This window comes from Paraburkholderia sp. 31.1, assembly GCF_014397645.1.
In the GTDB taxonomy this organism is placed as follows: Bacteria; Pseudomonadota; Gammaproteobacteria; order Burkholderiales; family Burkholderiaceae; genus Paraburkholderia; species Paraburkholderia tuberum.
Map to the genome: position 1 here is coordinate 37,488 of NZ_VZQN01000045.1, position 26,638 is coordinate 64,125.

General features: G+C 64.9%; 20 protein-coding genes and 3 pseudogenes. 9 read left to right on the forward strand and 14 right to left on the reverse strand.

Annotated elements, in window-relative coordinates:
- Position 1 precedes the first annotated feature (1 nt).
- The 3 genes from waaF to F6X37_RS28795 all read right to left on the reverse strand — a co-directional run bounded on the left by waaF (position 2) and on the right by F6X37_RS28795 (position 3,211).
- Positions 2-1,243, reverse strand: a complete 1,242-nt coding sequence (gene waaF / locus F6X37_RS28785) for a lipopolysaccharide heptosyltransferase II (protein WP_187613654.1) — start codon at positions 1,241-1,243, stop codon at positions 2-4.
- Positions 1,240-1,842 (reverse strand): D-glycero-alpha-D-manno-heptose-1,7-bisphosphate 7-phosphatase, encoded by a 603-nt coding sequence (locus F6X37_RS28790; protein ID WP_187613655.1) that lies wholly within the window; start codon positions 1,840-1,842, stop codon positions 1,240-1,242. Before F6X37_RS28790 ends, waaF begins: the two co-directional genes overlap by 4 nt.
- Before the next feature lie 61 nt (positions 1,843-1,903).
- Entirely contained in the window at positions 1,904-3,211 is a 1,308-nt protein-coding gene (locus F6X37_RS28795; RefSeq protein ID WP_187613656.1) for a glycosyltransferase family 4 protein, read from the reverse strand.
- 378 nt (positions 3,212-3,589) lie between these two features.
- Here F6X37_RS28795 and F6X37_RS28800 point away from each other — a divergent pair, with 378 nt between their 5' ends.
- Positions 3,590-6,283 carry an ATP-binding cassette domain-containing protein gene (locus F6X37_RS28800; protein WP_187613657.1) on the forward strand — a complete coding sequence of 898 codons (2,694 nt, stop codon included), beginning with the start codon at positions 3,590-3,592 and terminating at the stop codon, positions 6,281-6,283.
- A 31-nt stretch (positions 6,284-6,314) separates the two neighbouring features.
- On the opposite strand, the gene F6X37_RS28805 is transcribed toward F6X37_RS28800, so the two are convergent.
- Positions 6,315-7,247 carry a glycosyltransferase family 2 protein gene (locus F6X37_RS28805; RefSeq protein WP_187613658.1) on the reverse strand — a complete coding sequence of 311 codons (933 nt, stop codon included), beginning with the start codon at positions 7,245-7,247 and terminating at the stop codon, positions 6,315-6,317.
- Positions 7,248-7,303: 56 nt separating this feature from the next.
- Entirely contained in the window at positions 7,304-8,011 is a 708-nt protein-coding gene (locus F6X37_RS28810; RefSeq protein WP_187613672.1) for a PIG-L deacetylase family protein, read from the reverse strand.
- 103 nt (positions 8,012-8,114) lie between these two features.
- Here F6X37_RS28810 and F6X37_RS28815 point away from each other — a divergent pair.
- Positions 8,115-8,510 (forward strand): annotated as a pseudogene (locus F6X37_RS28815) (phophatidylserine decarboxylase associated domain-containing protein); the annotation flags it as partial.
- A gap of 56 nt (positions 8,511-8,566) precedes the next feature.
- Here F6X37_RS28815 and F6X37_RS28820 read toward each other — a convergent pair.
- The 3 genes from F6X37_RS28820 to F6X37_RS28830 form a co-directional block, all read right to left on the reverse strand.
- Positions 8,567-12,649, reverse strand: coding sequence for a CheR family methyltransferase (locus F6X37_RS28820; RefSeq protein WP_187613659.1), 4,083 nt, complete (start codon positions 12,647-12,649; stop codon positions 8,567-8,569).
- Between the two features lie 104 nt (positions 12,650-12,753).
- Positions 12,754-13,743 (reverse strand): chemotaxis protein CheB, encoded by a 990-nt coding sequence (locus F6X37_RS28825; protein ID WP_187613660.1) that lies wholly within the window; start codon positions 13,741-13,743, stop codon positions 12,754-12,756.
- Positions 13,744-14,095: 352 nt separating this feature from the next.
- A complete protein-coding gene (locus F6X37_RS28830; RefSeq protein WP_187613661.1) occupies positions 14,096-15,175 on the reverse strand; it encodes a glycosyltransferase family 4 protein in 1,080 nt (359 codons plus the stop codon).
- Between the two features lie 142 nt (positions 15,176-15,317).
- On the opposite strand from F6X37_RS28830, the gene F6X37_RS28835 reads away from it, so the two are divergent.
- From F6X37_RS28835 to F6X37_RS28845, 3 genes are all read left to right on the forward strand, one after another.
- Complete coding sequence (locus F6X37_RS28835) at positions 15,318-15,878, forward strand: hemerythrin domain-containing protein (RefSeq protein ID WP_187613662.1); 561 nt, start codon at positions 15,318-15,320, stop codon at positions 15,876-15,878.
- A 168-nt stretch (positions 15,879-16,046) separates the two neighbouring features.
- A complete protein-coding gene (locus tag F6X37_RS28840; protein WP_184059249.1) occupies positions 16,047-16,319 on the forward strand; it encodes a DUF6723 family protein in 273 nt (90 codons plus the stop codon).
- Positions 16,320-16,622: 303 nt separating this feature from the next.
- A complete protein-coding gene (locus F6X37_RS28845; RefSeq protein ID WP_187613663.1) occupies positions 16,623-16,901 on the forward strand; it encodes a DUF2934 domain-containing protein in 279 nt (92 codons plus the stop codon).
- A gap of 84 nt (positions 16,902-16,985) precedes the next feature.
- Here the strand turns inward: F6X37_RS28845 and F6X37_RS28850 are convergent, their stop codons facing one another.
- Complete coding sequence (locus F6X37_RS28850) at positions 16,986-17,510, reverse strand: CinA family protein (RefSeq protein ID WP_187613664.1); 525 nt, start codon at positions 17,508-17,510, stop codon at positions 16,986-16,988.
- A gap of 230 nt (positions 17,511-17,740) precedes the next feature.
- Here F6X37_RS28850 and F6X37_RS28855 point away from each other — a divergent pair, with 230 nt between their 5' ends.
- From F6X37_RS28855 to F6X37_RS28865, 4 genes and pseudogenes are all read left to right on the forward strand, one after another.
- Positions 17,741-19,777, forward strand: coding sequence for a protein-L-isoaspartate(D-aspartate) O-methyltransferase (locus F6X37_RS28855; RefSeq protein WP_187613665.1), 2,037 nt, complete (start codon positions 17,741-17,743; stop codon positions 19,775-19,777).
- 429 nt (positions 19,778-20,206) lie between these two features.
- Positions 20,207-20,560 (forward strand): annotated as a pseudogene (locus F6X37_RS38045) (cation:proton antiporter); the annotation flags it as partial.
- Between the two features lie 128 nt (positions 20,561-20,688).
- Entirely contained in the window at positions 20,689-21,219 is a 531-nt protein-coding gene (locus F6X37_RS38050; protein WP_410451435.1) for a cation:proton antiporter, read from the forward strand.
- Positions 21,220-21,452: 233 nt separating this feature from the next.
- Positions 21,453-21,869 (forward strand): organic hydroperoxide resistance protein, encoded by a 417-nt coding sequence (locus tag F6X37_RS28865; protein WP_187613666.1) that lies wholly within the window; start codon positions 21,453-21,455, stop codon positions 21,867-21,869.
- A gap of 107 nt (positions 21,870-21,976) precedes the next feature.
- Here F6X37_RS28865 and F6X37_RS28870 read toward each other — a convergent pair whose 3' ends face one another.
- The 5 genes and pseudogenes from F6X37_RS28870 to F6X37_RS28890 all read right to left on the reverse strand — a co-directional run.
- Positions 21,977-22,711, reverse strand: coding sequence for an ABC transporter substrate-binding protein (locus tag F6X37_RS28870; RefSeq protein WP_187613667.1), 735 nt, complete (start codon positions 22,709-22,711; stop codon positions 21,977-21,979).
- A 145-nt stretch (positions 22,712-22,856) separates the two neighbouring features.
- The gene (locus F6X37_RS28875; protein WP_187613668.1) at positions 22,857-23,477 is read right to left on the reverse strand and encodes a hypothetical protein; all 621 of its coding nucleotides are present in this window, start codon (positions 23,475-23,477) and stop codon (positions 22,857-22,859) included.
- A 31-nt stretch (positions 23,478-23,508) separates the two neighbouring features.
- Positions 23,509-25,251 (reverse strand): ShlB/FhaC/HecB family hemolysin secretion/activation protein, encoded by a 1,743-nt coding sequence (locus F6X37_RS28880; protein ID WP_187613669.1) that lies wholly within the window; start codon positions 25,249-25,251, stop codon positions 23,509-23,511.
- Between the two features lie 519 nt (positions 25,252-25,770).
- Positions 25,771-26,028, reverse strand: a complete 258-nt coding sequence (locus F6X37_RS28885) for a hypothetical protein (RefSeq protein ID WP_187613673.1) — start codon at positions 26,026-26,028, stop codon at positions 25,771-25,773.
- Positions 26,025-26,638: pseudogene (locus tag F6X37_RS28890) on the reverse strand (hypothetical protein); the annotation flags it as partial. The pseudogene F6X37_RS28890 and the gene F6X37_RS28885, both read right to left, overlap by 4 nt.

Genomic DNA, 26,638 nt, shown 5'->3' on the forward strand with positions numbered 1-26,638 from the left:
TTCAGGGGACGGTTGGCTGATCGATCAGCGACGGCGTGCTCGTGTCATCGGCGCGACCGGCGCGCTCCGGTACACCACGACGCGGCGCATGCGCATGCGCTTGCCGCAATTCGAGTGCCGCGTGCACGACCTCGTCGGTCGGAACGCCGAGCAGGCAGGCGTGATGCCCGTGCGGACACACGCTGCGATAGCACCAGCGGCATTCGACGTCGCGATACAGCACGCGTTGCGGTGTTTGCCACGGCGTGTGCTGCGGGTTGGTCAGCGCGTAAAGATCGACAACCGGCGTGCCGAGCGCGGACGCGACATGCACGGGGCCGCTGTTGTTGGACACGAGCACGCTCGCGCGTTCGAGCAGCGCGGCGAGTTCGGCGAGCGCCAGCGCACCGCTCAGGTCGTATAGCTGCGCGCGCGCGCCGGGCGCGGCCGTGCGCAGCACGGTCTCGACGAGCGCTCGCTCGCTCGCGCCGCCGGTCACGAGCACCGAGGCGCCGGTTTCGCGCGCGAGCTGCGTGGCGACCTCGCCGAAGCGCTCGGGCGGATAGCGGCGCGACGCAGCGGTCGCACCTGGATGCAGCACGATGCACTCGGTGTGGCGGCAGATGCCGAGCGTCCTCAGTTTCGCGTCGAGCGACTGACGCGCGGACGGCGGCACGCGAAAGCGCATGCCGGTGTCGCCCGTCTGCGCGCCGACGTGATGCACCAGATCGAGCTGGCGTTGCACCTCGTGCCGTGTGCGCTGCTGCGGCTCCGGCTCGCGCAGCCAGTCGGTCAACAGCGCGTACGGATTTTCACGGCAATGCGCGAGGCGGCGCGGAATCCCCGCGAGATAGCACAGCATCGCGGCCGGCAACGGGCTCTGGCTATAGACGGTGAAAATCACCGCCGCGTCGAAGCCGCCGCGCCGCAGCCGCTGCTGCATGCGGTGATCGTCGAGCAGATCGCGTGTCACGGTCGACGCGGGCGCGACCCACGGCGCGTCGTATTCGATCACATCGTCGACGTCGTCGAGAAACGGCGCGAGCGCGACGCCGCTGCGCGACGCCAGCAGCGTGAGATGGCGGTCTTCGGCGGACTCGCGCAGCGCGTGCAGCGCGGGCGTGGTCATCAGCACGTCGCCGAGATTGTCGAGGCGCACGCACAGAATCCGTTTGACCTCGCCGCCCCAGCACACCGGCTGCGACGTATCGGGCGCGCGCGCGTGAGCCAGCTTGGGCGGCGCAAGTGGCAGAGGTGCGTTCACCGCGGCGCCTCCTTGCGGCGCGCCGCGGTGCCCGGCGGCAGGCCGTGCAATACGACGCGTTGCGCGGCCTCGTGCAGACCGGCGGCGCGCGCGCCCGGCGTGCGCTGCGGGCCGGTTCGCCATTCGGTTTCGTGGCCGTTGTCGAGCAGGATCGTGCGGCAGCCGGCGCGATTGCCCGCTTCGACGTCGTCGAGAATGTCGCCGATGAACCAGCTGTTGGCGAGATCGAGCTCATGCTCTTCGGCCGCGCGCAGCAGCATGCCGGGCGCGGGCTTGCGGCAGTCGCAGACGATCGCGTAACGCGCGACGCTGCCCTCGGGATGATGCGCACACCAGTACGCGCCGGCGAGCGTGGCGCCGCACTCGGCGAACATCTGCCGCAGCCGGCGTTCTACGTCGAACAGCGCTCTGTCTTCGAACTTGCCGAGCGCGATGCCGGACTGATTGCTGATCACGAACAGCGCGTACGGGTACGCGGCGAGCAGCGCGAGCGCTTCGCGCGCGCCCGGCGCGAAACGCATCAGCGCGGGATCGGCGTTGTAGGGCACGTCTTCGAGCAGCGTGCCGTCCTTGTCGATGAACACGGCGGGTAGCGTCATGATGGTTCGTGGTATGCGCGAGCTTCGGTCAAAAGTCGGGTTCGCGCGGCGTGCGCCGTCGTCAACGGGACGACGCTCCGGCTGCTGCTCGCAGCGGTAGCTGCGCCGGCTCGGACGCGGTGTCGAGCAATGTTTTGGTCGGTGCGAGCCTTGCCGCGCGTGCATAGATTTGCGCGAGCGCATCGCTGACGCCGCGCCAGGTGAAGCCGGTCCGCGCCCGGTCGAGACCCGCTTCGCCCATCCGGCGCGCGAGCGCGGGGTCGCGCCGCAAGCGGTCGAGACGCGCGGCGAGCGCGTGCGGATCGCGCGGCGGCACGAGAAAGCCGGTCACGCCGTCGAGGATCGAGTAGCGGATGCCGCCGACATCGGCGCCGATCACCGGCGTCGCGCAGGCCATCGCCTCGATCGGCGTGATGCCGAACGGCTCGTACCAGGGCGTCGTCACGAACACGTCGGCGGCGCTATAGAAGTAGCGCAGCCGCGTGCGACCACGCCGGCCGACGAAGCTCGTCTGCTCCGCGACGCCGCATTCGCGGGCGATCTCGCGCAGGCGCGCGATCTCCGGCGTCGCGATTTCGTTGGGCGCGTCCGAATTGCCGCCGACTACGTACAGCCGCGCCGCCGCGTTGAACGTGTGCTTCAGCACGCCGACGCCGCGTACCACGTTGTCGATGCCTTTGCGCGGCACGAGCCGGCCCAGTTGCAGCACGATGAAGTCGTGCTGGCGCCAGCCGAGCGCATCGCGGGCGGCTGCGCGCTCGACGGGCCGGAACTCCTCGGCATCGAAACCGCACGGCACGATCTGGATGCGCGCTGGATCGGCGCGATAGTGTTCGAGCAGATCGGCTTGGTCCTGCGGACATTCCGCGACGAGCACGTCCGAACCTGCGACCAGTTCGTCTTCGATCGCGAAGCGCTCGTCGGGGAAGCCGTCATCCGTTCCCTGATGGATACGTCGCACGCGGCCGAGCGCGTGAAAGGTCGTGACCAGCGGCACGCCGAGCGCAGCCTTCACTTGCAGCGCGGCGAGGCCGGACATGAAGAAGTTCGCGTGCATCACGTCGTAGGACTGCGGTTCGCGGCGAAAGAACGCGCTCAGAAACGCGGCGAACTCGTCCATGAACGGCAGCAGTCGTTCCTTTGGCAATTGCCGCGGCGGTCCCGCGGGCACATGAATCACGCGCACGCCGTCCATGTCGACGCGCTCGGGCAGCAGTGCGCGATCGCGGCGCGTGAACACGTCGACCTGATGGCCCATTTCCACCAGTTGACGCGCGACGTTCGCGACGTAGATGTTCTGTCCGCCGCTGTCGACGCCACCGGCGACAGCAAGTGGCGACGCGTGTTCGCTGATCAGGGCGATCTTCATTGGCATTCCTTCCTGCGATGAGCGGCTATTGATGTTGACTTTCGTAAGCGGCGCACAGCATGTGGTGTGCCATTCGCATCCTGCGGTGCGGACAAACGACGCAAACGTCGCGCGGAACCGTACGAAGCGCTGTAGCGTGCCTTTTTTCGTGGGGAGAGAAGCGCTGTGGCGTCCCCTGTTTCTACATACGGTCATGTAACTTCGAACCGCTTGCGCCGCGCCGGTACTAGGATGGGCGAAGGACCCCGCCCAATTAACAAGTAAGAAGTGCGCGGAAAAGGGCTGGAGCCAGCGCCTTTTTTGCTTGCGCCCGGGCGCGCCGCTTGCGCGACGCCACACTTGTGCGACGTTCCTTCCGGGTGCTCCCACCACGACCTCATGCCGAATTCCGCCCCGCCGCCTCGCTCCGAACTGACGCGCCGAATCGTCGGCGATCTCGCGCATGCGGTATGGCGTTATCGCTGGCAGACCAGCGGGGCGCTCGCGCTGATGATCGCCGCGCGGCTCGCGACCGTGCTGATGCCGCTCACGCTGAAGCACATCGTCGACGAACTGAGCCATCCGCTCGCGCAGGTGGCGTTTCCAGTGTTCCTCGTGCTCGCCTATGCGCTGCTACGATTTTTCGGCGACGCGCTGAACGAGGCGCGCGACGTCGTGTTCAGCATCGTCGTGCAACGCACGGTCGCGGCGCTGACCGAGCGGACCTTCGCGCATCTGCATCGGTTGAGCGCGCGCTTTCACGCGCGGCGCGAGACTGGCGCGATCGTGCGCGACGTGCAGAAAGGCGCCGACGGCATCGGCTTTCTGCTCGGCACCGCGCTGTTCGCGATCGTGCCGACCTTCTTCGAGATCGCGGTGATCGTCGCGATCATGGTGCATAGCTACGCGCGCGAATTCATGCTCGTGATCGTCGTGACCTTCGTGCTGTATGCGGGCTATACGTTCGTGTTCACGCGGCGGCGCGTCGCATTCCAGCGCGCGGTCAATCTGCTCGAAGCGCAATCGGACGGGCGGCTCGTCGACAGTCTGCTGAACTACGACACGGTCAAATACTTCGCGACCGAAGAAAGCGAGACGCAACGGCTCGGCAACGTGCTGGAGAAGTGGGTGCACGCGCGCATCGCTAACCAGAACGCGTTGACCGCGTTGCACGTGGGACAGAGCGCGGTGATCGCGCTCGGGGTAGCGGCGGTCATGCTGCTCGCCGCGCAGCACGTGGTGGCCGGCAGCATGAGCGTCGGCGATCTGATTCTGGTGAACGCCTACCTGATCCAGATCTGCATGCCGCTGAACACGCTCGGCTTCGTGTTTCGCGAGACCAACGACGCGCTCGTCAACGTCGAGCGCATGTTCGTGATTCTGGCGGCGCGCGGCCGCGTCGGCGAGGATATCGATGCGCGCGACGCTCAGCCGCTGAAGGTCGGCGCGGGGCTGATCGAGTTCGAACATGTCGATTTCGGCTACGACACGGCGCGTCGGGTGCTGCGCGATGTCGACTTTCACGCGTATCCGGGCAAGACGCTCGCGGTGGTCGGCGGCAGCGGCTCGGGCAAATCGACGCTCGTGAAGCTGCTGTTTCGCCTCTATCGGCCCGAGCGCGGCATGATCCGCATCGACGGGCAGGACCTCAGCATGCTCACGCAGCGCAGTCTGCGCGAGGCCATCGGCATCGTGCCGCAGGACACCGTGCTGTTCAATGAAACGATCGCCTACAACATTGCCTATGGACGTCCGTCGGCGACGCGCGCGGACGTCGTGCGGGCGGCGCGGGCCGCGCAGCTCGACGAGTTCATCGAGCGCTTGCCCGACCATTACGACACGCGCGTCGGGGAGCGGGGCGTGCGGCTATCGGGCGGCGAGCGGCAGCGCATCGCGATTGCGCGCGCGATTCTGAAGGACCCGCGCATCATCGTGTTCGACGAGGCGACCTCGGCGCTCGACACGCGCTCCGAGCGCGCGATCCAGACCGAGCTGACGCGCCTCGCGCAAGGCCGCACGTCGATCGTGATCGCGCATCGACTTTCCACCGTCGTCGACGCGGACTGGATTCTGGTGATGGAGCACGGCCAGGTGGTCGAGCAGGGCACGCATCGGGAACTGCTCGCGCGCGAGGGCGTGTACGCGAAGATGTGGTCGCTGCAATGGCAGCAGGGTGAACTCGAACACGCGCAGCGCCGGCTGACCGCGCGATCGGTCAGCGTCAGCGCATTGACGGCGGGTGTGATCGATGCCTTGCACGACGAGATCGCCGGGCAGCGCGTCGTCGTCTACGCGGAGCCGTCCGACCACGAGCTGCGGGTGACCGGCGATCCGAGCGTGCTGCAACCGTTGATCGCCGAGTTGTGCCGCAATGAGATCGCGCAGGCGAGCCCGGGGCAGCGCATCGCGTTGCGCGCGCAGCGGCACGGCAACCACGTGTGGTTCAGCGTGCTCGGCATGGGCGACAAGCCGGCCGAGCTATCGCAGGCGGCGGCGCGGCAGATGGAAAGCGCGCTGGCGGCCGCGGGCGGCGGCTTCACGCTGACGCCGCTGAACGGGCGGCTCGCCTATGTGGCGATGCTGCCGCTGCGGCCGGTCGCGGATGCGCAACCGCCACTGGCGTCGGCGCCCACGGCGCCGGATTCGGCGGAGCCCGCTGCGCTCGATGGCCTGTTCGTGCTCGTGATCGACGACCAGGAAGAAGCGCGCGACGCGCTCGACGCGGTGCTGAGCACGAGCGGCGCACGCGTACGGCTATGTGCAGCGGGCACCGAAGCGCTGGACTGGCTGCGCGCGGCGGACCCGGCGCAATGGCCGCACGTGCTGCTCTGCGATCTGATGCTGGCCGGCGAAGATGGCTATGACGTGCTGAGCCGCTTGCGCGCACTGGAAGGCGGGCGGCCGTCGATACGCGGCGGGCCACTGCCCGCGATCGCGCTGACCGGCTACACGGACGCACTCGACGAACAGCGTGCGCGCACCGCGGGTTTCGACGCGCACTTGCACAAGCCCGTGGCGCCCGCAGAACTGATCGCCGCGATCCGGCGGCTCGCGCAGGCGCCGTCGCGCACGGACACGGCGTTGCCGCGATAATGATGCGCGCGATTCAGGTCTGAGCGAGGTCTCAGATCGGCGCGTCGAACTTGCCACCAACAGTCGTCGTTGCGGACGCGTCGAGATTGCGCTCGGCCGCGCGCACGCGGTCGCGCATCGCGAGGATCGACCGGGGGACCACCCGGCGTTCTCGCACGGTCCACGCCAGCCCGGCCAGTAATTCGGTGCCGTCGCGCATCAGCGTGCCTTCCCGCGCGAATACGTCGAGGGCGCGCAGAGTCGCGCCCAACGCTTCGCCCAACGGCAGACGCAGCCACGCGACCCACGCGGCGTTGCGCGCGAGCATGCGACGGCGCAACGCGCTATCGCGCACCGGCGACGGATGGTGATGGAGCGTCAACTGCTCGCAGTAGACGATCGCATGTCCCGACGCGAGCACGTCGAGCGAGACAAGTGCTTCCTCACCGCCGATGAAAAGACGCGGCTCATAGCCGCCGATCTCGCGATACAGCGCCGTGCGAAACACGCACGCGCCCGCCATCAAGCCGATCAAGGAGGGCCCCGGCAGACCGACACGGCCGAGCGGGCTTGCGCGCATCAACGCGCAGGTCGGATCCGTCGTGTTGTCCGCGCCGACCGCGACACGCGCATTCAGCACACCGACGCGCGGCCATGCATCGAGCAATTGCACCGCGCGTTCGAGCGAGCCCGGGCCCCACCAGGTGTCGTCATCGCAGAACGCGACATAGTCGGTCTCGACGCACGCGACCGCGTGGTTGCGCCCTGCCGCGCCGAGGTTGCCGTTGCATTCGACGACGCGAACGCTCGGATAGCGCGCTTCGACGAGTGCGACCGTGTTGTCGGTGGAACCGTTGTCGGCGACGATGATCGGCGGGTTTTCGGGCAACGCGAGCAGACGTTCCAGGGTAGTGAGCAATTCGCCCGCACGGTTATACGTGAGAACGACGACCGAAATACGCGGGTGGGGGGCTTTGGTTTGCATGCTGTGCAATCGTTCAACGTTGGACTGCGACGACGCAGCAAACCTTGTGCCGTACGTCACGCGTTTTGCGTAGCTGGAGCCGATTCGTCGCGGCCAAGCTGCCAACAGCGTTCAGGCGAAAAGAGGCTCGCCTGTCCTTCGGGACCGAATGCGCGCAGTTGGCTGCGGTAGGCGTCGATTGCCGCGCGCTTCATATGCTCGTGTTGCGTGGTGTCGGGCACGTTCAACGCATGCGGCGTGTTGGCGGCATAGCCGCGTTTCGCGAGGTCGGACAGGCGCGCTTGCACGACGCCGGACATGCGCCGGTAGGGCACATCTTCATAGGCGATGAACGGAGTGGCTGGCTGACGCCGCATCAGGGCGAGACAGGCATTGGACACGAGAACGTGATCCGAATGGAACAGACCCAACGGCATCACGATCAGCGTGGGTTTTGTTTCGGAAACAGCGTGGTTCAACGCGGTGATCAGCCCGTCCGCATCAGGCGATGCGTGGTATTGCGCGTCGCGAAACAGCAGATGTACCGGAATCGCCGACAACAACCCCAGCGCCTCCCGGTCTTCCGCCTGACGCGCCCGCATCGCTTCGAACGCGTCGGCGAAACCGGCCGCGCGGTCCCAATCGGTCGTCATGTTCTCGGCGGGCGGCGCGGTGAAAACCGTGCAGACGACCGCGCCGGGATGCGCGGCGATCAGAAGTCCGCAGCTGAGGACCGCATCGTCGAGATGCGGTGAGATGACGAGCAAGCGCTGGTCCGATTCCATACGGGCGAGTAGCAAGCTGCATTCCGCCGGCGCGGTGCGCGAAGGGTCGGTGCGGGAATAGTACTTGCTCCCATTGCGGTTCTACTACTACGCGAACGTGCGCGCACGGCGCCACGCACGCGCGCTGATCGAAGGCGATCCGGTGCTGCGCATGGATATGACGCGGGCCATCATTCAGGCGCAAGAGGCGGGCTACGTGCTCGGCTATGCATCGATCGACGAGCTGATGACGATCCTCGACTACCTGATGACCTACGCACCGCCGTTCAGCGAATCCGATCTGATTCACTGTCCGCTGAACGCGGTGCTCGACTAGCCGATGTGCATGCCGTCCGGCTACGCGCTGTTTCGCGACCCGGCGCTCAATGCGCAACTCAAGCACGTGCTGAACTGTTGGTGTGGCTTCCTGAGCGGCCCGCATTCACGCGCGCATTTAAATACGTCGTCGCCCGACGGCTGGTTCAGCCCTGAGGCCGACAAACGGATCGGCCTCGCGCAACGCGTCGTCGTCGCAAAGCAACGGATAGATGCGTTGCGCCCCGTCAAGCCGCTAGTTCAGCCGCGCAGCCGCGCGAAAATACTCATCAGGTCTTCGAGAACCACCGGTTTTTTCAGGTGCGCGTCGAAGCCCGCGTGTTCGGCCGCACTGACGTCCGCCTGCTGTCCAAAGCCGCTGACCGCGACGCAGATCACGGACTTCATCGCCGGCATACCGCGCAGCTTGCCGATGAACTCCATGCCGTCCATGCCCGGCATGCCGATGTCTGACAGGATGATATCGGGCGCGTTGCCGTTGATGATCGTCAACGCTTCCTCGCCGCTCGTCGCGGTCCGCACTTCGGCGCCCTCGCTTTCCAGCAGCAGCTTGAAGGTTTCGACGGTCGCGGCGTCGTCGTCGACCATCAGGATGCGCGTGCCTTTCAACGGCTCGGCGGTGACTTCGATATCCGCGCTCGTGCGGGTGGCGAGCCGGTGGATGGGCAGGGTCACCGTGAAAGTCGCGCCGCGGCCGACGCCGTCCGACTCCGCACGCACCGCGCCGCCGTGCAGGTTGACCAGATCACGCACCAGCGCGAGGCCGATGCCGAGGCCCCCGCGGCGCAAGCCCGGGTCGCGGCTCTGCTGGAACATCTCGAAGATATGCGGCAGCAGCGACGCCTCGATGCCGATGCCGGTATCGCTGACGCGCAGCACGGCCTCGGCGTGATCGTTGACCTGCAACGACACCTGAATCGAACCGCGCTGCGTGAACTTCAGCGCATTGCTGATCAGATTCCACACGATCTGCTCGATCCGCGTGAGGTCCGCGTGAATGATCACGGGCGCATCGGTGATGTCGACCCTCAACGCGACGCCGCGCTGCGCCGTATCGTCCTGCACCGCGCTGCACACGCGCTGCACGATCTCGCGCATGTCGACCACGGTGCGCACGACCGACAGCTTGCCCGTGCGCACGCGCGAAATGTCGAGCAGATCGTCGATGATTTGCGCCTGGCCCATCACGGTGCGGCGGATCGTATCGGTCGCGCGCGACACGTTCAGGTTCTGCCGCGTTTCCGGCGCGCGCGCGATCAGCTCGGCGCTGGCCGAAATCAGGTTCAGCGGATGCTTGAGCTCGTGCGACACGACCGCGAGAAATTCGTCGCGGCGCCGCTGCGCGTCGCGCTCGCTTGCCGCGCGCAGCGATTCGACATGGGTGCCGCGTCCCGAGGTCGGTTCGTTCACATATTCGCCGAGATCGCGCGTGATCTGCGCAAAGCCGCTGATGCCCGGTTCGTCGAGGCGGGACAGCACGCCGCTCGCGAAAAAGCGCGTGCCGTCCTTGCGCAAATGCCAGCGCTCCTCTTCGGCGCGGCCATTCAGACGCGCTTCGGCGAACTCGCGTTGCGCGACGTTGTCGGCGCGGTCCTCTTCGGTGTACAGGATGTCGGCGGACTGGCCGATCATATCGGCTTCCGTATAGCCGAAAATCCGTTCCGCGCCCGCGTTCCAGCTGTTGATCACGCCGTTGTCGTCGAACGTGATGATCGCGTAGTCGCGCGTGCTTTCCGCGACGATGCGCATGCGCCGCTCGCCTTCGCGCAGCCGGTCTTCCGCCTGACGCCGCCCGGTGATGTCGATGAACGACAGCACCGCGCCGTCGATGCGGTCTTCGGTCGTGCGGTAAGGCACGAAGCGCGCGAGATACCAGCGCCCGTCGTTGCTCTTCAGCTCGCGTTCGATCAGGCGCAACGAGTCGAATGCCTCGGCCGCGTCGTCGGCGAGCTTGTCGTATTCGAGGCGGTGCGTGATGTCGAGCAGCGAACGGCCGATGTCCGACGGAATGATGCTGAAGACGTCGGTTGCGCGCGGCGTATAGCGCTTGATGCAGATGTTGCGGTCGACGAAGATCGTGCCGATGTCGTTCGCGGCGATCAGATTGTGCAAATCGTCGTTGATCTTGCCGGTTTCCTCGACCTTCGACTTCAGCTCCGCGTTGACCGTGGTCAACTCCTCGTTGATCGATTGCAGCTCTTCCTTGCTGGTTTCGAGTTCCTCGGTCGCCGAGCGCAGTTCCTCGTTGATCGCCTGCAATTCCTCGTTCGATGCCTTCAGCTCCTCGGTTGAGGTTTCCGACTGCTCGATCGTGGACTGCAACTGTTCCTTCGTGCGTTGCAGTTCCCGTTCGAGCTGACTGATGATCGGGTCTTTCTGCACGTCGGCCGGCGCCGTTTCGGCGTTCGCCACGCTGTCCTCGACCTCGTCGAACAGCACCAGCACGAAGTCCGCGTTCGCTTCCGGATCGTGCACTGGCCGCGCGGTCATGTTGACGAAGTACGACCGGCCATCGCGCTCGATGCGCACGCGGCGCGCTTCGACGCTGCGGTTCGTGTGCAAGGCCTGATAGATCGCGGTGCGCAGTTCCAGCCGCAGTTCCGGACGCACGACGGCTACGATGTTGTGCGACGGCTCGCCGCCGGAATACTGCAGAAAACGCCCGGCGCGATCGGACAGATGAACGATTTCGGATTCGCGGCTCACCAGCACGCTGGGCGGCGCATATTGCTCGACGAGCCGCTGATGCAGATCGCCGAACGAAAAGCGCCGGCGCCCCGGCGGCTGCACCGTGGTCACGACAGGCCGCGAGCTCATGGTGCCGGAAATCGCGATCGGCAGCGGCGTGTCACTGCGTACCGCCATGTTCGCGCGATAGATGCGGTTGCGCTTGTCGACCACGGTGAACATCGAGCTCACGCCGTCGGCCGACTCCGAGCTGCCGAGGAACAGCATGCCGCCGGGCCGCAGCGCGAAGTGGAACATCTTCAGGATTTCGATCTGCGCTTCGCGGTCGAGGTAGATCAGCAGGTTGCGGCAGCAGATCATGTCGAGCCGCGAGAACGGCGGGTCGCTCAGCACGTTGTGGTGGGCGAACAGCATGTGCTCGCGCAGCTCTTTCTTGATCCGGAAATGCGCGGCGTCCCTCGTGAAGAACTGGCGGATGCGCGCCGGCGTCAGGTCGGCGGAGATCGAGTCCGGGTACACACCGGCGCGCGCGAGGGAAATGGCGCGCTCGTCGATGTCGGTCGCGAATACCTGAAAAGACACGCCCTCGGGCGACTTCAGCGAGCGTTCCTGCAGCAGCATCGCCAGCGAATAGGCTTCTTCGCCCGTCGCGCAGCCCACCGACCACACGCGGATGCGGTCCTGTTCGCCGCGGCTTTCGAACAGGGGCGGCAATACTTCACGTTCGAGCACGTCGAACGCTTCCTTGTCGCGGAAGAAATTGGTGACGCTGATCAGCATGTCCTGCAACAGCGCCTGGGTTTCTTCAGGGTGCAGATGCAGATAATCGCGATACACCTGCAGGTCGGTAATGCCGTTGACTTGCAGCCGGCGTTCGATACGCCGCAGAACCGTAGCCCGTTTGTAATGTCGGAAATCGTGTGCGGTGCGGGTGCGCAGAATCACCATGATTTCGCGCAGCGCGCGCTCGGCCGACTCGTTGACCGTGTCTTCCTCGGGCTCGTCCGCCTCCGCGGCCGGCAGATGGATTTCCCGCGCGGTGGACCACAGATCGAGCAGCCGTTGCGGCATCTCGGCCGCGGTCATCACGAAGTCGGCCATGCCGGTCGCGATTGCGCTGCGCGGCATGCTGTCGTATTCGGCCTCGGAAGGGTCCTGCACGAGCGTGATGCCGCCCATTTCCTTGATACGCGACAAGCCGACCGAGCCGTCCGAGCCCGCTCCCGACATCACGATGCCTATCGCGCGTTCGCGGTGCGCCTCGGCGAGCGTGCGGAAAAACAGATCGATGCTCGCGCGGCGTCCTTCCTCGGGCAGCTTCCGCGTGACGCGCAGGTAGCCGTCGACCATGATCATCTCGAACGAGGGCGCGACCAGATAGACGTGGTCCGATTCGATCGGCGTGGGGCCTGTGACCTGCTGCACGGACATGCTGGTGACTTTCTGCAGCAGTGAGGCCAGATTGCTTTCGTGATCCGGCAACAGGTGAACGACCACGACGAAGGCCATCGACGTGCGCGCGGGCAGCGCCTCGAAGAACTCCGTCAGCGCGTTAAGCCCCCCCGCCGATGCGCCGATACCGACGATCGGATAGAGTGCCTGGCTAGGCAGAGTTTGCCCTCGCTTCTTTGACATGGCTGCGTGTCCCTTCTTGGAAAGGATAGTGTTCAGCGGTGGATTTTTATAGGGCGACGAGCCCATTTCTTGCTGGCTCGGACGGTTATTATCCCGCATTGCACTCATTTTTCCATCAGCATCGACTGCAGCAGTTCGGCCGCGTGCCTCGCGCGCAGCACATTGTCCTCCTCGCGCTGTTGGGCGGCGGTATCTCCGGTTTTGGCGAAATGGTCGCGCAACTCGCGGCTGAACATTTCGCGCTCGCGCAGCGCACGCAGCGCTTTGCGCAATGAGTCCTCGGCATCCGTCATGCGGCCGTCGCCGAGCGACGCGGCCGAATACGCATGACCGGTATGACAGCGATAACGCATCACCCGCGATCCGGTGATGCGCCACAGCGTGCCGTTGCATTCGGGGCATGTGAAAGTCGACGGCGTCGCGAGTCCCCTGATTGCTTCGAATGCCGTGGTGCCGGCCAGCCACGCGTCTTGTTCGAGAACGATGCGATCGGTCGCCTCGCGCCGCGCACGGCCGTTTTTTCCCGGCGCGCTGGCGTTGCCGCCGGTCAGTTTTACCAAACATTGCCCCATTTGATCGAGTGGCAGCACGTGGTCGGCAAACGGCGATGCATGTCGCGGCATCTCGCTCGCGAACGCGTCGGCCGGGTCCTGGACGAGCGTCGCGCCGCCGCACGCCTGGATTGCTTCGAGGCCCGCGGTGCCGTCGTCGAGCAGGCCGGTCAGGATCACGCCGATCGCGCGTGGCCCTATCTGGGTGGCCGCAGTGCGAAAGAGGGGGTCGATCGCCGGGCGCGCGAAGTTCTCTTTCGCGCCGTGCAGAAGCCGCAGTAGCCCATCCTCGACGACGAGGTGCCGATCAGGCGGCGCCACGTAAATTCTGCCGGGCGCGTAATGTTCGCCATCCTGTGCGTGCTTGGCGGGTAGCGGTCCGGCCTGGTTCAGAAGCGCGGGCAGCATGCTGCCATGCGCGCCGATATGCAGCACGACGGCGATGCTGGCGGGCATATCGACGGGAAGCTGCGAGGCAAGCGAACGCAGCGCATCGACCCCTCCCGAGGACGTGCCGATTACGATGAAGTCGCGGTGGGTCAAGTGGGCTCCGGAACGTGGAAGCGGGCGTGAAAGCGGACCTTTCCTGTTAGTCAAACAAACGAGCAAGCCATATGCCGTCGCTGCATTTTTTGGGGCGTTGCCGGTAAAAACGTTCTTGTGGCGACGGCGGTTTTCAGCCTCCGCCACAATCCAGGCACGCGGGCCGCAAGCGCCGCGCGAAGCTCGCACAATGCATATGACGAATGTCGTGCAAGATCAGCTGCCGGGCGAATCGACCCAGTTCGTGAATCTGGTCCGCAAGTGGACGTTGCTGCGGCAGTGCTCGCGGTGATGCAGAGCCGGACGCCCCGCGAAGCCGAGGTGCGCCGCGCGGGCGGTCCGGTTAACGCAATTACACCGGCGCGGGCTGACTGCCCGTTGCTCGCGGGCGGCCGCTCGTGTCGTGCGCGAGCAGCGCGTCGTAGATCGTCAGATAGTCGTCGGTCATGCGCGCGGCCGTGAAGCGGCGCTCGAACGCGCGGCGGCACGCGCCGCGATCGATGCTGTCGATGCGCGCAACCGCTTGCACGGCCTCGTCCACGTTATCGACGATCAGGCCGCTCACGCCGTCTTCGATCAATTCGGGCACCGCGCCGCGGCGAAACGCGATCGCCGGCGTGCCGCATGCCATCGCCTCGATCATCACCATGCCGAACGGCTCGTCCCATTCGATCGGCAGCAGCAACGCGCGCGCGTTCTCGATCAATTGCCGGCGCGCGCCGCCGCCGACTTCGCCAAGGTATTCGGTGAACGCGCCGGAGCGGCGCAAGAGCGGATCGATGCGTTCGCGGAAATAGTCGCGTTCGCCGGGATGAATCTTCGCGGCGATCTTCAATGGCAAGCCGCTGCGCCGGGCGATTTCGATCGCGAGATCGGGACGTTTCTCCGGCATCATGCGGCCGAGAAAAAGCAGATAGGAACCGGCCATCGGTTGAAATTCGAACTGGTCGAGCGGCAGTCCGTGATGGACCGTGCCCTGCCAGTTCGCCCACGACACGGGCCCGCGCTGACTCGCGGAAATCGACACCACCGGCACGCGCGCGAATTCGCGAAACAGCGGGCCATGATCGTTCAGCAGCAGACGGCCGTGCAGCGTCGTCAGCGTACGGCATGGCAGGCGCTCGGCCCACGCGAAATGCAGCGGCTCGCCGTGAAAATGGACGACGTCGAAGCGGTCCGCGTCGCGAATCACGCGCGCGAGCTGCCTGATGTGATGGGTTTGCGTGTCCCACACGTTCGCGTCGCGCCAAAGACCGCGCGGGCAGATCGGCACGAGCCGCGCGGCGCTCGTCGAATCGGCGCTCGCATAGAGCGTCACGTCGTGGCCGCGCGCGACCAGCTCTTCGGTCAGATACGACACGACGCGTTCGGTGGCGCCGTACGCGAACGGCGGCACGCTTTCGTAAAGCGGAGCGATCTGGGCGATTCTCATCAGTCGTTGAAAAGAGGACGGAGAGGTTAGCGCGCAACATGCCGCGCCGGACCACCAGCAGCAAGTGACGTACCGCCGCGGGACCGTTGGCGCGGTATGGCGTTTGCTCGATGCGGGCACTTGACCGATTGAAGGAGCCGCCATGAACCGCCCAACGCGATCCGCTACCGACGACACGCAGCCCACCGCTCGACGCGACACCGCGAGCACGCCCGATGCGCTCGCGCGGCTCGAGGCCGATCACCGCGCCGTGGAAAAGCTGTTCGACGCCTTCGGCAAATTGCGCGGCGACGAGCGCGACACGCTCGAAGCCAAAGCCGCGCTGACGCAGCGCGCGTGCGAAGAGCTGACGATGCACACGATCATCGAGGAAGAGCTGTTGTATCCGGCCGCGCAACAGGCGCTGCCCGACGACGACAAGCTCGATGTCGATGAAGCCTACGTCGAGCATTTTCTGGTGAAAACGCTGATCGCGAAGTTCGAGACGCTGAAGCCGGGCGACAAAGGCTTCGACGCGACGTTCAAGGTCATGTCCGAGCTCGTGCGGCATCACGTCGAGGAAGAGGAAGGCGAACTCTTTCCGGCCTTGCGGCGCACCGGCTGCGATCTCGCCGCGCTCGGTGAAAAGATCGCGGCGCGCAAGCAAACGTTGCAAGCCAGGCTGGATCAGGCGGGCAGTCGCGCGGTCGGCGACAAGACCTGATGGGAGTCTTGAATTTGCGCGCGGCGCTCGCACTGATTCGTTTAAGACGTCGCTGCGACAGTCATGTCCATAAGTCGACACTTACGGACGTGCGCACCCTGTTACATGTCCATTACCATCGATTTCAGGAGGGTAGAACAGGATCGCCTAATGCAGCAGGGGAGAGCCATGTCAAGGAGAAAGCTGAAACTGACGCCGTATCTGGCGGCAGGGGTCGCCTCGCGCGACGACTTTTCCATCTACGTCACCGCGCGCCGCAGCGCCGATGGGCGATTCTATGCCGATCTACTGGTGAGCCGTAAAGTGGATGGCCGCCGTCTATTCCCGTTCGATGGCGCGCCCGAAGTCGGTCCGTTCAACAGTATCGAGGAAGCGCGGCTCGCCGCCGAGGAGTACGGTGCGCGAATCGTCGCGGCCGACCTTGCCTGTCCCGAGGCGTGAGCGCGCGGCCCGCCGCGATATCGCCTGGCGACACCCTCCCTGTCAAACGCTTGCCCTGGTTCACGACCGGCACGGGGTGGATCTGTGCGCCCGCCCTTTTTCGTTCTGACGTCGTCGACGTCGACTTCCTCGAGCACCAGTCCGGCGGCGCGCTGATTTGATTCGCACGTCGAATAGCGGGGTGCCATCGAACGAACGTGCGACGCGCGGAACAACGCTTGCTAGCCTGTGGCTCGCCGTCATTCGGGCACGGTGCATGTGGCGCCGTACCGCGGCATCGCTCATGTTCACGGAGAAGCACATATGGACAAGGAACTCGAAGCCCGCATTCGCACGCGGGCGTACCAGATCTGGGAAAACGATCCGTCGCCGGAAGGGAAAGCCGACGACCATTGGGAAGAAGCGCGCCGGCAGATCGAGGCGGAAGGCGCGGCCGACGAGGCTGCCGTGCCGCAGGAGCCGACCGATCAGTCCGCGGAGCGCGAGCGCGGCTCGCGCATCGCGCCCGAAGAGCAACTGCAGGAAATGTCGGGCGATGACATCGAACCGCCGAAGCGCGCCACGCGGCCGCGCGCCGGATAAGCGAGCGCCGCCCCTTTACACCGACGCCGGCAATGGCGTCGGTGCCACCGGCAATGCGCGTTGGTGGCGCGTCGCGCTCTCTCATCAGTGGTCCCGCTCGACGCGCGGGAGTTGATCGAAGTAATGCTCGACGCGCGACAGCGCATACAGTGCGGCGGCCGATCGCACGTCGTTGCGGTCGCCCGAAAAGCGCCGCGTCTCGGCGAACGTGGTGAACTCATTGCCGCGCCGTCGGAACGACCACGCGAAGCATTGCGTGCCTGGTGGCGGATCGTCATCGGAGCCGCCATGCGCGCCGCTATCGGCGAGCCCCGTGTTCGATACCGCGATGTCCGCGCAGCAGCCTTGCTGGCGCAGCGCGCCCTCGGCCATTTCGCGCGCGACCGCTTCGCTGGTAAGCCCGTATCGCTTCATCGTGCTTTGCCGCACGCCGAGAAAGCCTGCTTTGCCCGATGGCGAGTAGCTGACGAAGCCGACATCGAGACACGCGCCGCTGCCCGGCACGCTCGCCAGATACGACGCGATCTGACCGCCGGTGCAAGATTCGGCGGTCGCGAGCTTCAGACCTCGCGAGCTGAGGAAGGACACGACCTGGATGGGAATGTTCATGATTTCTGCTTTGATTGTGCGACGGATTCGGACCGGCATTTGGTTCGTGCAATCGCTCTCGAGAAGCGCGCAGCAAAGATCGGTCCGGGCGCGCTTCGCGTTTCGCGCATCGCCACGAGTACCTGCCGGCGGTATGCTCATTGCTGAAGCGTGAAAGAGCAGCGGACTCGCGCGCGGCCCCGTCGCAATGCGGAGCGCGCGCAGCGCTGCGCATTCGCGAGGAGGCGGCGATGAGCGATTTCGACGAAGCGCGCGCATGGATGGTCGAACGGCAGATCGTGCAACGCGGCGTGCGCGACGACTACGTGATCGAGGCGATGCGGCGCGTGCCGCGCGAGGCATTCGTGCCATCCGATCTGCGCGAATTCGCGTATGACGATACGCCGCTGCCGATCGGCGGCGAGCAGTCGATCTCGCAGCCGTACATCGTCGCGAAGATGCTCGCGGCCGCCGAGTTGCAGCCCGGCGATCGCGTGCTCGACATTGGCACGGGCTCCGGCTATGCGGCCGCGATCGCCGCGGAGATCGCGGGCCGGGTGGATTCCATAGAACGCGACGCGAGCCTCGCCGAGGGCGCGCGCGAGCGCTTGCAGCGGCTCGGCTACGAGAACGTCGAAGTGCATGTCGGCGACGGTACCGCAGGTCTTGCCGCGCATGCGCCCTATAACGCGATCATCGCGGCGGCGGGCGGACCGCGTGTGCCGCGAGCGTTGCGCATGCAACTCGCCGTGGGCGGACGGCTCGTGATGCCGGTCGGCAGCAGTCAGAGCCGTCAGCGGCTCGTGAAGATCGTGCGGCGCGACGAACACGACTACGACGAAGATGCGTTCGGCGACGTGCGCTTCGTGCCGCTCGTCGGCGACGATGGCTGGCCGGAGCCAGGCGGCGCGGCGCGCGCGGATTTGCGGCCCGCATCCACGTCCACGCCCATCCCGCTCACGCCTACGCCGGCCGCACCTATGCCGGCCGCACTCGAACTCGCGATTCGCGACGCGGCCGAACCGTTGCCCGACATCGATTCCGCGGAATTCGCGGCATTTTTCGACCGCTTCGCCGGGCATCGCGTCGTGCTGCTCGGCGAGGCCAGTCACGGCACGTCGGAGTTCTACCGGGCGCGCGCGGCGATCACGCGGCGCCTCGTCGAGCAGCACGGCTTTTCGATGATCGCGGTCGAGGCCGACTGGCCCGACGCCGCGATCATCGACCGGCATGTGCGCGATCGGCCGATGCCCGGCGGGCGGTCCCGACCGTTTCGCCGCTTTCCGACCTGGATGTGGCGCAACACCGACTTCATGGGCTTGGTCGCGTGGCTGCGCTCGCACAACGCCGCGCACCCCGAGCGCGAAACGCGCTTTTACGGGCTCGATATCTACAGCCTTTCCGAATCGATCGACGCGGTATTGCGCTATCTCGACAGCGTCGACCCTGCCGCGGCGCGCATCGCTCGCGAGCGTTATGGGTGCCTCAGTCCGTGGCAGAAAGATCCGGCCGTATATGGACGCGCCGCGTTGAGCGGCGGCTACGCGCAGTGCGAAGAACACGTGGTCGCGCAACTCGGCGATCTGCTGAAAAGCCGGCTCGACTATGCGCGCGAAGACGGCGAGCGCTTCCTCGACGCGGCGCAGAACGCGCGGCTCGTGGCGGTCGCCGAGCACTACTATCGCGCGATGTACTACGGCGGGCCGCAAAGCTGGAATCTGCGCGACACGCATATGTTCGACACGCTGCGTCATACGCTCGACAGCCGCGGGCCGCAGGCGCGTCTGGTCGCGTGGGCGCACAACTCGCATATCGGCGACGCGAGCGCCACGCAGATGGGCCGCATGCAGGACGAGATCAATCTCGGCCAGCTGTGTCGCGCGCAGTTCGGCGACGCGGCGGCGCTGATCGGGTTTGGCACGCACAGCGGCACGGTCGCCGCAGCGAGCGATTGGGGCGGACCGATGGAGGTCAAAACCGTGCAGCCATCGCTCGCGGGCAGCGTCGAATTCAGCATGCACGGCACGGGTCTCCCGCGCTTCCTGCTCGACCTGCGGCCCGGCATGCACGACACGCTGCGCGAACGGCTGCGCGCGCCGCTATTGGAGCGCTTCATCGGCGTCATCTACCGTCCCGGGACCGAGCGGTATAGCCATTACGCGCAAGCGTCGCTGGCCGAGCAGTTCGATGCGTTCGTGTGGTTCGATCGCACGAGCGCGGTGAGCGCGCTGCCCGTTTCCGCCGACGAAAAGAACCACGCGGAGGAGACTTTTCCATTCGGTGTGTGAGGGCGGTCGGCACGCTCGCGCCTCAGGCGAGGAACGCGGCTTGCAACGGAACGGACAGTGCATTCCAGCTGGTCCGAACCGAGGGGTCGCTCATGAACAAGGTTGTACAGCGCCTTGCCATCGCCGCGATGTCGGGTGTTGCCAGTGGCGTCGTCTGCGCGCAAGGCGCCCGGCGAGTTGAGCCGCGACCAGGCGAACCGTGAACATGCGGGGCGCGCGAACCAGGCCGCGGTTCAGCACGGACAGCGCCGCCAGCATGGCGCGAGCAGTGCGCGCTAGCGGCGACGCGGCCTGGCTGCCGCCACCGCCGCGCGTGCTCGCGATTCCGCCATGAAGGACGAACCGGTCTGGTTCCTGCTGATCGGCGCGCTGCTCACGTTCATGGCCGTCGCGCGCGGGCCGATCCGCCGCTTGCCGCTGACCGGCGCGATGATCTATCTGCTGGTCGGCGTGGCGGTCGGGCCGGCCGTGTCCGGGCTCGTCGGGGTCGATCTGCTCCGCAATACCGCGTTGCTCGCGACGCTGGCTGAAGTCGGGCTCGTCGTGTCGCTGTTTTCGATCGGCATGCATCTGCGCGTGCGGCTGCGCAATCCGCTGTGGTTGTTGCCGCTGCGGCTCGGCGGCCCGGCGATGCTCTTCACCGTCGCCTTGATGTTCGGCTTCACCGCTTTGGTGACCGGACGCGCGGACGGCGCGGCGTTGTTCCTCGCGGCCGCGCTCGCGCCGACCGACCCGGTGCTCGCCAACGAGCTACGCGTGACGCAAGCTGGCGACGACGAGCCCGTGCGGTTCGCGTTGTCGGGTGAAGGCGGCCTGAACGACGGTGCCGCCTATCCGTTTGCGGTGCTGGGACGTCGACGTCGTACGGCGCGTCGCTGCTGCTGCACGCGTATGCGTTCGTCGCGGTGTTCGTGGCCGGCGTCGCCGTCCGTCGCGAGGAACTGCGCGCGACGGGCGACAAGAATCCCTCGGAAGTGCTCGACGAGGTGCAGCACGGCGAACAGGTCGATGTCGCCCAGGATCCAGAAATGGCGCATGCGGTCCTCGCCGAATCGATGATGGGCTTCATGCGCGAAATGGAGCGACTCGCGGAGTTGTCGCTGATGCTGATCATCGGCTGCGTCGTGTCCGCGCACTGGCGCGAGATGTTCGATCTGCGCGCCGTGTTGCCCGCGGTGTTTCTGTTTTTCGTCGCGCGGCCGCTGTCCGTCGTCGTCGCGATGATGGGTGCGCGCATCGACAATAGCCAGCGGCATCTGATGGCGTGGATGGGGATTCGCGGCGTCGGCGCGTTTTACTACCTGATGTTCGGCCTCGAATACGTGCGTGGCGCGATGACGCCGCTGCTGCCCGCCGTGCTCGATGCGATCGTGTTGTCGGTGCTGCTGCATGGCTCGACCGCGAACTATCTGTTGCGGCGGTATTTCGACCGGCGTCGCTGAATGAAGCGACGGGCGCGATGGCGCGCGTGAGTTGTCGCGCCGCGCTCCGCATGGGTCCCGTTTGCCGCTCCTTGTATCGCAATGTATCCGCGCTGCCCGGGGATACGTGCGCTTACCAAACCCGCTGATCCAGACACATGCGAGATACGTCGGCGCGTTCAAATACGTGCACCGCAAGTTCGAGCCCGGATTTGCAGACCTGAATATCACTGGATCAACAGGAGTAAGCCACCATGACCCGCATCGAAGAAGTGCTGTACACCGGCAAAACCCATACGACCGGCGGCCGCGAAGGCGTCGCGCGCAGCTCGGACGGCCGTCTCGACATCAAGCTGTCGCCGCCCGGCACCTCGGGGGGTGGAACGAATCCCGAGCAGTTGCTCGGCGCGGGCTGGTCGGCGTGTTTCATCGGCGCACTCGGGCTGGCGGCGCGCGCGTTGCACCTGTCGTTGCCGGCCGATACCAGCGTCGATGCGGAGATCGATCTCGGCACCACCGATGGCGCTTACTTTCTTCAGGCGCGTCTGTTCGTCAGTCTTCCCGGTGTCGAGCGTGACGTGGCGCACGGGTTGATCGAGCGAGCGCATCTGACCTGCCCGTATTCGAAGGCGTTGCGCGGTAATGTGGATGTGCAGACTACGCTCGTTTGAGCGTCGCTGAGGGTGGTGGCGGGGCCGCGCCGAAGCATCGCGCGGCCCCGCGTATCTGCCATGCCAGCAGCTTCGAAAGCTACGCGGTGTCGGGTTCGTGCGGCCCGCTACGCCGCAGGCGCAACCGACGCTCCCGCGATCTTGTGCCGCGCGAGCGATTGCGCCACCAAGCCCGAGGCCTTCATCTCTTCGACAAACGAACGCAGCGCGTGAGCCGCCGCTTCGCCGCGGCTCTTCGGCACACCCATCGCCTGCCGGATCACCATGAAGCGCTCGTCTAGCAACCGCAGACCGGGAGTTTGCTTCGCATCGGCCTCGAGTTGCTGCTTCACGCCTGCCGCCACTTCCAGATGCTGCTCGATAAACGTCGGCACGACGCTCGGCGAGCTCGGCGCGCGCACGATTTGCGCGGATTTCAGCTCGCGCGTCAGAAACAGATCGTATGCACTGCCTTTGCCGACGACGACCCGGTTGTGCGCCTGATCCACATCCTGATTCGAGCGTACCGGCGAGTCGTCGCGCACCAGGTAGAAGCCTTCGATCAACACATACGGCGCAGTGAACGCGATCGTCTCGCCGCGCAACGGATCGATCGCGAAGAAGCCGAAATCCGCGCGCTCCTCACCGACGGCCTGCACCGATTTGCCGGCCGTATCGAAGACCACCAGCTCCAGTTCGACGCCGAGTTTCGCGGCGAACGCGCGCGCGAGATCGACCGATACGCCGAACGGCTCGCCGGAGTCGGCGTGACGATTGGCGAGGATTGGATTGCCGAGATTGATCGACGCGCGCAGCTTACCCGTGGGCGTGAATGCGGCGACGACGGAAGGATCGATGGTCATAAGGCCTCTCGTGGCGACCGCGTTCGGGGCGAAGCGCAGTCTTAGGGTTCGAGGATTTCGCTGATGCGGGATAGCGCGTTGAGAGTATGCAGCAGATGCTCGCGCATCGCTGCCAAGTCATTGCTTGTGTCGTCCGCTCATGGGCCTACTTCGTCAGGCGAACGACATACAGCCCGGTCCCGTTCACATAACCGGCAACACTGTAGTTCGGGCTCACCGCGATCAGCGCGCCCGGAATTGTCGGCGAATAGGCCACACCCGACGTCGTAACGGTCGCCAGTTCGACCGCCGGAGTACCCGTCACGGGCTGGGTCGTCGTGAAATTGAACGTCAGCAGCCGGCTATCCATCTGCGTGATATCGCCATCACCGCCTTCCGTGATTTCGTAGGCGTAGCTGGTCTGCACGCCAGCGGGCACCGGATCGGGTTTGCCCAGGCAGAGAGTCAGAGCGCGCGTGACGCCGCCAGTGGGGGCCTTCAGTGTCAAGGTTGCGATATTGTCGTCGGTTACCATCGTCATAGGCGTGCCGGCTGCCGTACCGAGGGCAATATCGAGCCGCTTGTAGTTGGCCGGACAGTTGAACGCGGTCGATTGCGGGGATGACGCCGCGTCTGGAGCAGAAGCGGCTCCCGGTGCCGAGGCCGACGAATCCGCCGCCACTGCTGCGTCACCGCTACTACCACCGCTGCCGCTCCCACTGCCGCACGCAGCAAGCAGCACTGCGGCACCAATCAGACTCATCGAAAATTTCCGGCTCATCAGCATTGTTATCTCCTTATGGTCAGTGAATCACTCATCAGAATTGCCCTGTCATCTGAAAGCCCAGGGTGACGCTCGGCGCAGGAAAGCCGGTCGGTGCATAGACCGGCGTCCCGGCGAACACGTCATAGCTGAACGTGCCCAGGCGCGAGGGTACGGAACCCTTGAACCCCAGGACCGCACCCGCGAGCTGCGTACCCGCGAGGTACGCCGTGGACGGTCCCCACAGGTGACCGTAGTCGAGGCCTGCATAAAGAACCTGCCCCGTCTGGCCGAGCGGATACTGGAGTTCGTTGCGCCAGTAGAAGCCTCTTTCTGCCGCGAGCATCGTTTGTCCGCTAAAGCCACGCACCGTGTAGCGGCTGCCAATACTCAGGTCATCGATATAGTTCAGTTCGTCGTTGGTGAACTGCCCGTGCAGGGTGCCGACATAACGAAGCGCCTGCCCGGCGACCGCGAACGGTACCGAGAGGTTTGCGTCGAGCGTCGCCATCTTGAAGCGGTAGGTTGGGCCACCCGGTGTGTCGGGCTGCGCGCCGAGGCCACCGATACCCTGACGGTAGGCCAGTGTCCCGTCGAACTGCGCCGCGCCGAAGTAGTGCCGGTTGGTCCGCCCCGCCTCGATAAATGTATTGTCGCGGTACTGCTGCGGAATCTCGGCGTCCTCGATGAAACTCACACCGAAGCGCTTGATAAGCTGGAACTCGACTCCCGACACATCGTTCTGGCTGCGGTGGACAACCCGCTCCAGTTTCAGGCCCGCCGTCTGCGCGTTGCCGCTCGCAACGTAGGTTCCATTGGTGGCCGCGATCTGCTGGTAATACGTGTTCGTATAGCCGTACAGCGTGCCAGTCCAGTAACCCCACGGCATCGCATACGAGGCGTTCCAGCCGTGCGTGCCGAGGTCGTGATTGCCAAACTGCAAATCCTGGTTGAACCCCGCCGAGAGAATGTCATTCAGGCCCAGCAGGTTATACAGGCCGAGCGTTACGTTACCGATATACCGGCCCGTCTCGTCGGTACCCGAGTTGTCTGCCGAGACCACGAGCGACCAGGGCTTCGTGCGTTTCACGGTCACGACCACATCGCTTTCGCCGGGCACGACGCCGGGGACAATCTCCATCGTCGCATCCTGGTTCGGTATGCGCTTCATCTGTTCCAGACCTTGCTCAAGGTCACGCAACTGGAGTACGTCGCCGTCGCGTGCAGGGAACGCGGTTTTCAGCGTGCCTTGCGTGCTGGCGTCAGCAAACTTCAGGTTTCTGATAACGCCCGGTATGAGGGTGAACTTCAGCGTACCTTTCGAGAGGTCCTGGGTCGGCAACAGGACGCGCGTCGTGATGTAGCCGTGGCTCAGGACTGCGCCTTGCAGCCCCTTCGCCAGCATGTCTACACCCTGCTTGCCGACGCATTGCCCCTCGTAATGCCGCAGCCATTCATGCAGGAATGCGAATGGGTCCATCGGCAATGCCGACGCGCCTTTCACGCGAACCGCCTCAGGCAGCGTTTCAGGCACATCGACCGCGAACGTGTCGATGCGAAAGCACGGCGTCTCGACTGGCAGCACCGGCCATTCTCCCGCTACCGGTGCGGTCGAGCGCACAACCGGCGCGGCGACGGTGGCCGCGCGCTGCTGCGCGTCGCGCTGCTGCTGAACCTGCTGGTTCTGCTCGGCGTTCGTGCGCGCCGCCGCTGCTATCTCGGGCGGGGTTTGGGCGTGGACGGCGAGAGAAACAAGAACCGCGAGCGGGCCTAACGAACGCCTCTTCTTATTTTTCATCTTCACTTCTTGCTTTCGTCATCGTCCCTTTCATAGCTTTTGCGCGCCTTCTTGTAACTGTTTTCGAAGGGTTTGATGTGTGCTAGGCGAGCACGAGAACACATCCCACCCACTGCAGCCAGTCCGAATCCAAACAATGCAAGGAATGCACACCAGGTCGAAGGAGTAAGGTACTTGAATGTCACATAGCAAATCCCGATGCCTAAGACAATCAAGGCGGTGCATACCCATCCCTTTAGATTCCCGTCCTCTATGAACTTCATGTTGGTTTCTCATCGTCATCCTTGGTCTCATAGCTCTTGCGAACTTTCTTGTAGTTGACCCCGAACGGCTTGATTCCTACTAGGTGTGCGCGACTCGCGTAACCTCCGACCGCAGCAATAGCTAAACCAATTAGGAACAATACGCCCCCGAAAGGGGCAGGCGGTACATACTTGATCGCAATGAACATGACGAAGAGCCCGAAGACGAGGAGACTAGTTCGGACCCACCGCTTAAAATTTCCGTCTTCAATAATTTTCATTTGCTGCTTTCGTCATCGTCCTTTTCGTAGCTCTCGCGCGCCTTCTTGTAGCTGTCGTCGAAAGGCTTCAAATGAAGCATATTTGCGCGCTCTGCATAGGTACCTGTCGCCAGAACAACCATTCCGATAACAACGCCAACAAACTTTTCTATGCCAGACAAAAGGAAGTATGAGGTTGCCGCTATCGCTATACCCGTTGCCCACAACAGAATGCGAAACCAGGGCGCGAAGTTTCCGTTGCTTATGATCTTCATTTTTTGTTTTGCACCGCGTTGTTCAGTTGGCTGCTGACGTCATTAAACGTCGTCGTGTTCTTGATCCAACTGCTAGATTCAGTAATTACCGTGCCAGCGAGAGGATATTTGTTCGCAACACCTCCCAGTGTCAGATCCACAACTGCCCCCGCCACATACGAACCCGGATTGGGACGTGCCGTCTGTACCACGAAATCTGCTACCCAACGCGTGACTGTCGATCCAAACGCAATTCCTTCAAAAACTGGTGCGTATGGTGTTGGCTGTGCTGCTGCTGTCGCAGCGGCAGCACCAATACACCCAACATTGGTTGAAATCATTGAGGCCGCATCTGTCCCGGCAGACATCCATCGCGCGCCGGAATCGGTAGGCGTCTGGCCCACCAGGGTAGCTGGCGCACCCGATGTAGTGGTGCCGTTGACGCTCATATCCATCTGGCGCATCTGGTCCTCGATCTGCGCTACCGTGTATTTCCCGCCGCTCGCATCGGACAATTGCTGCGCGAGCGATTTCTCCTTGGTATCCAGTTGACGATTGTAGAGGTCCACGTTCGTTGCGGTTGCCGCGCCCGCTGTTCCTCCACCGACCAGTGCGCCGCCCACGTTCGCTA

What these genes read in the sequence shown, in the direction of transcription:
- F6X37_RS28790 (WP_187613655.1), bottom strand. Translation starts at nt 1,842, where the DNA reads ATGACGCTACCCGCCGTGTTCATCGACAAGGACGGCACGCTGCTCGAA.
- F6X37_RS28795 (WP_187613656.1), bottom strand. Translation starts at nt 3,211, where the DNA reads ATGAAGATCGCCCTGATCAGCGAACACGCGTCGCCACTTGCTGTCGCC.
- F6X37_RS28800 (WP_187613657.1), top strand. Translation starts at nt 3,590, where the DNA reads ATGCCGAATTCCGCCCCGCCGCCTCGCTCCGAACTGACGCGCCGAATC.
- F6X37_RS28805 (WP_187613658.1), bottom strand. Translation starts at nt 7,247, where the DNA reads ATGCAAACCAAAGCCCCCCACCCGCGTATTTCGGTCGTCGTTCTCACG.
- F6X37_RS28810 (WP_187613672.1), bottom strand. Translation starts at nt 8,011, where the DNA reads ATGGAATCGGACCAGCGCTTGCTCGTCATCTCACCGCATCTCGACGAT.
- F6X37_RS28820 (WP_187613659.1), bottom strand. Translation starts at nt 12,649, where the DNA reads ATGTCAAAGAAGCGAGGGCAAACTCTGCCTAGCCAGGCACTCTATCCG.
- F6X37_RS28830 (WP_187613661.1), bottom strand. Translation starts at nt 15,175, where the DNA reads ATGAGAATCGCCCAGATCGCTCCGCTTTACGAAAGCGTGCCGCCGTTC.
- F6X37_RS28835 (WP_187613662.1), top strand. Translation starts at nt 15,318, where the DNA reads ATGAACCGCCCAACGCGATCCGCTACCGACGACACGCAGCCCACCGCT.
- F6X37_RS28840 (WP_184059249.1), top strand. Translation starts at nt 16,047, where the DNA reads ATGTCAAGGAGAAAGCTGAAACTGACGCCGTATCTGGCGGCAGGGGTC.
- F6X37_RS28845 (WP_187613663.1), top strand. Translation starts at nt 16,623, where the DNA reads ATGGACAAGGAACTCGAAGCCCGCATTCGCACGCGGGCGTACCAGATC.
- F6X37_RS28850 (WP_187613664.1), bottom strand. Translation starts at nt 17,510, where the DNA reads ATGAACATTCCCATCCAGGTCGTGTCCTTCCTCAGCTCGCGAGGTCTG.
- F6X37_RS28855 (WP_187613665.1), top strand. Translation starts at nt 17,741, where the DNA reads ATGAGCGATTTCGACGAAGCGCGCGCATGGATGGTCGAACGGCAGATC.
- F6X37_RS28865 (WP_187613666.1), top strand. Translation starts at nt 21,453, where the DNA reads ATGACCCGCATCGAAGAAGTGCTGTACACCGGCAAAACCCATACGACC.
- F6X37_RS28870 (WP_187613667.1), bottom strand. Translation starts at nt 22,711, where the DNA reads ATGACCATCGATCCTTCCGTCGTCGCCGCATTCACGCCCACGGGTAAG.
- F6X37_RS28875 (WP_187613668.1), bottom strand. Translation starts at nt 23,477, where the DNA reads ATGCTGATGAGCCGGAAATTTTCGATGAGTCTGATTGGTGCCGCAGTG.
- F6X37_RS28880 (WP_187613669.1), bottom strand. Translation starts at nt 25,251, where the DNA reads ATGAAAAATAAGAAGAGGCGTTCGTTAGGCCCGCTCGCGGTTCTTGTT.
- F6X37_RS28885 (WP_187613673.1), bottom strand. Translation starts at nt 26,028, where the DNA reads ATGAAGATCATAAGCAACGGAAACTTCGCGCCCTGGTTTCGCATTCTG.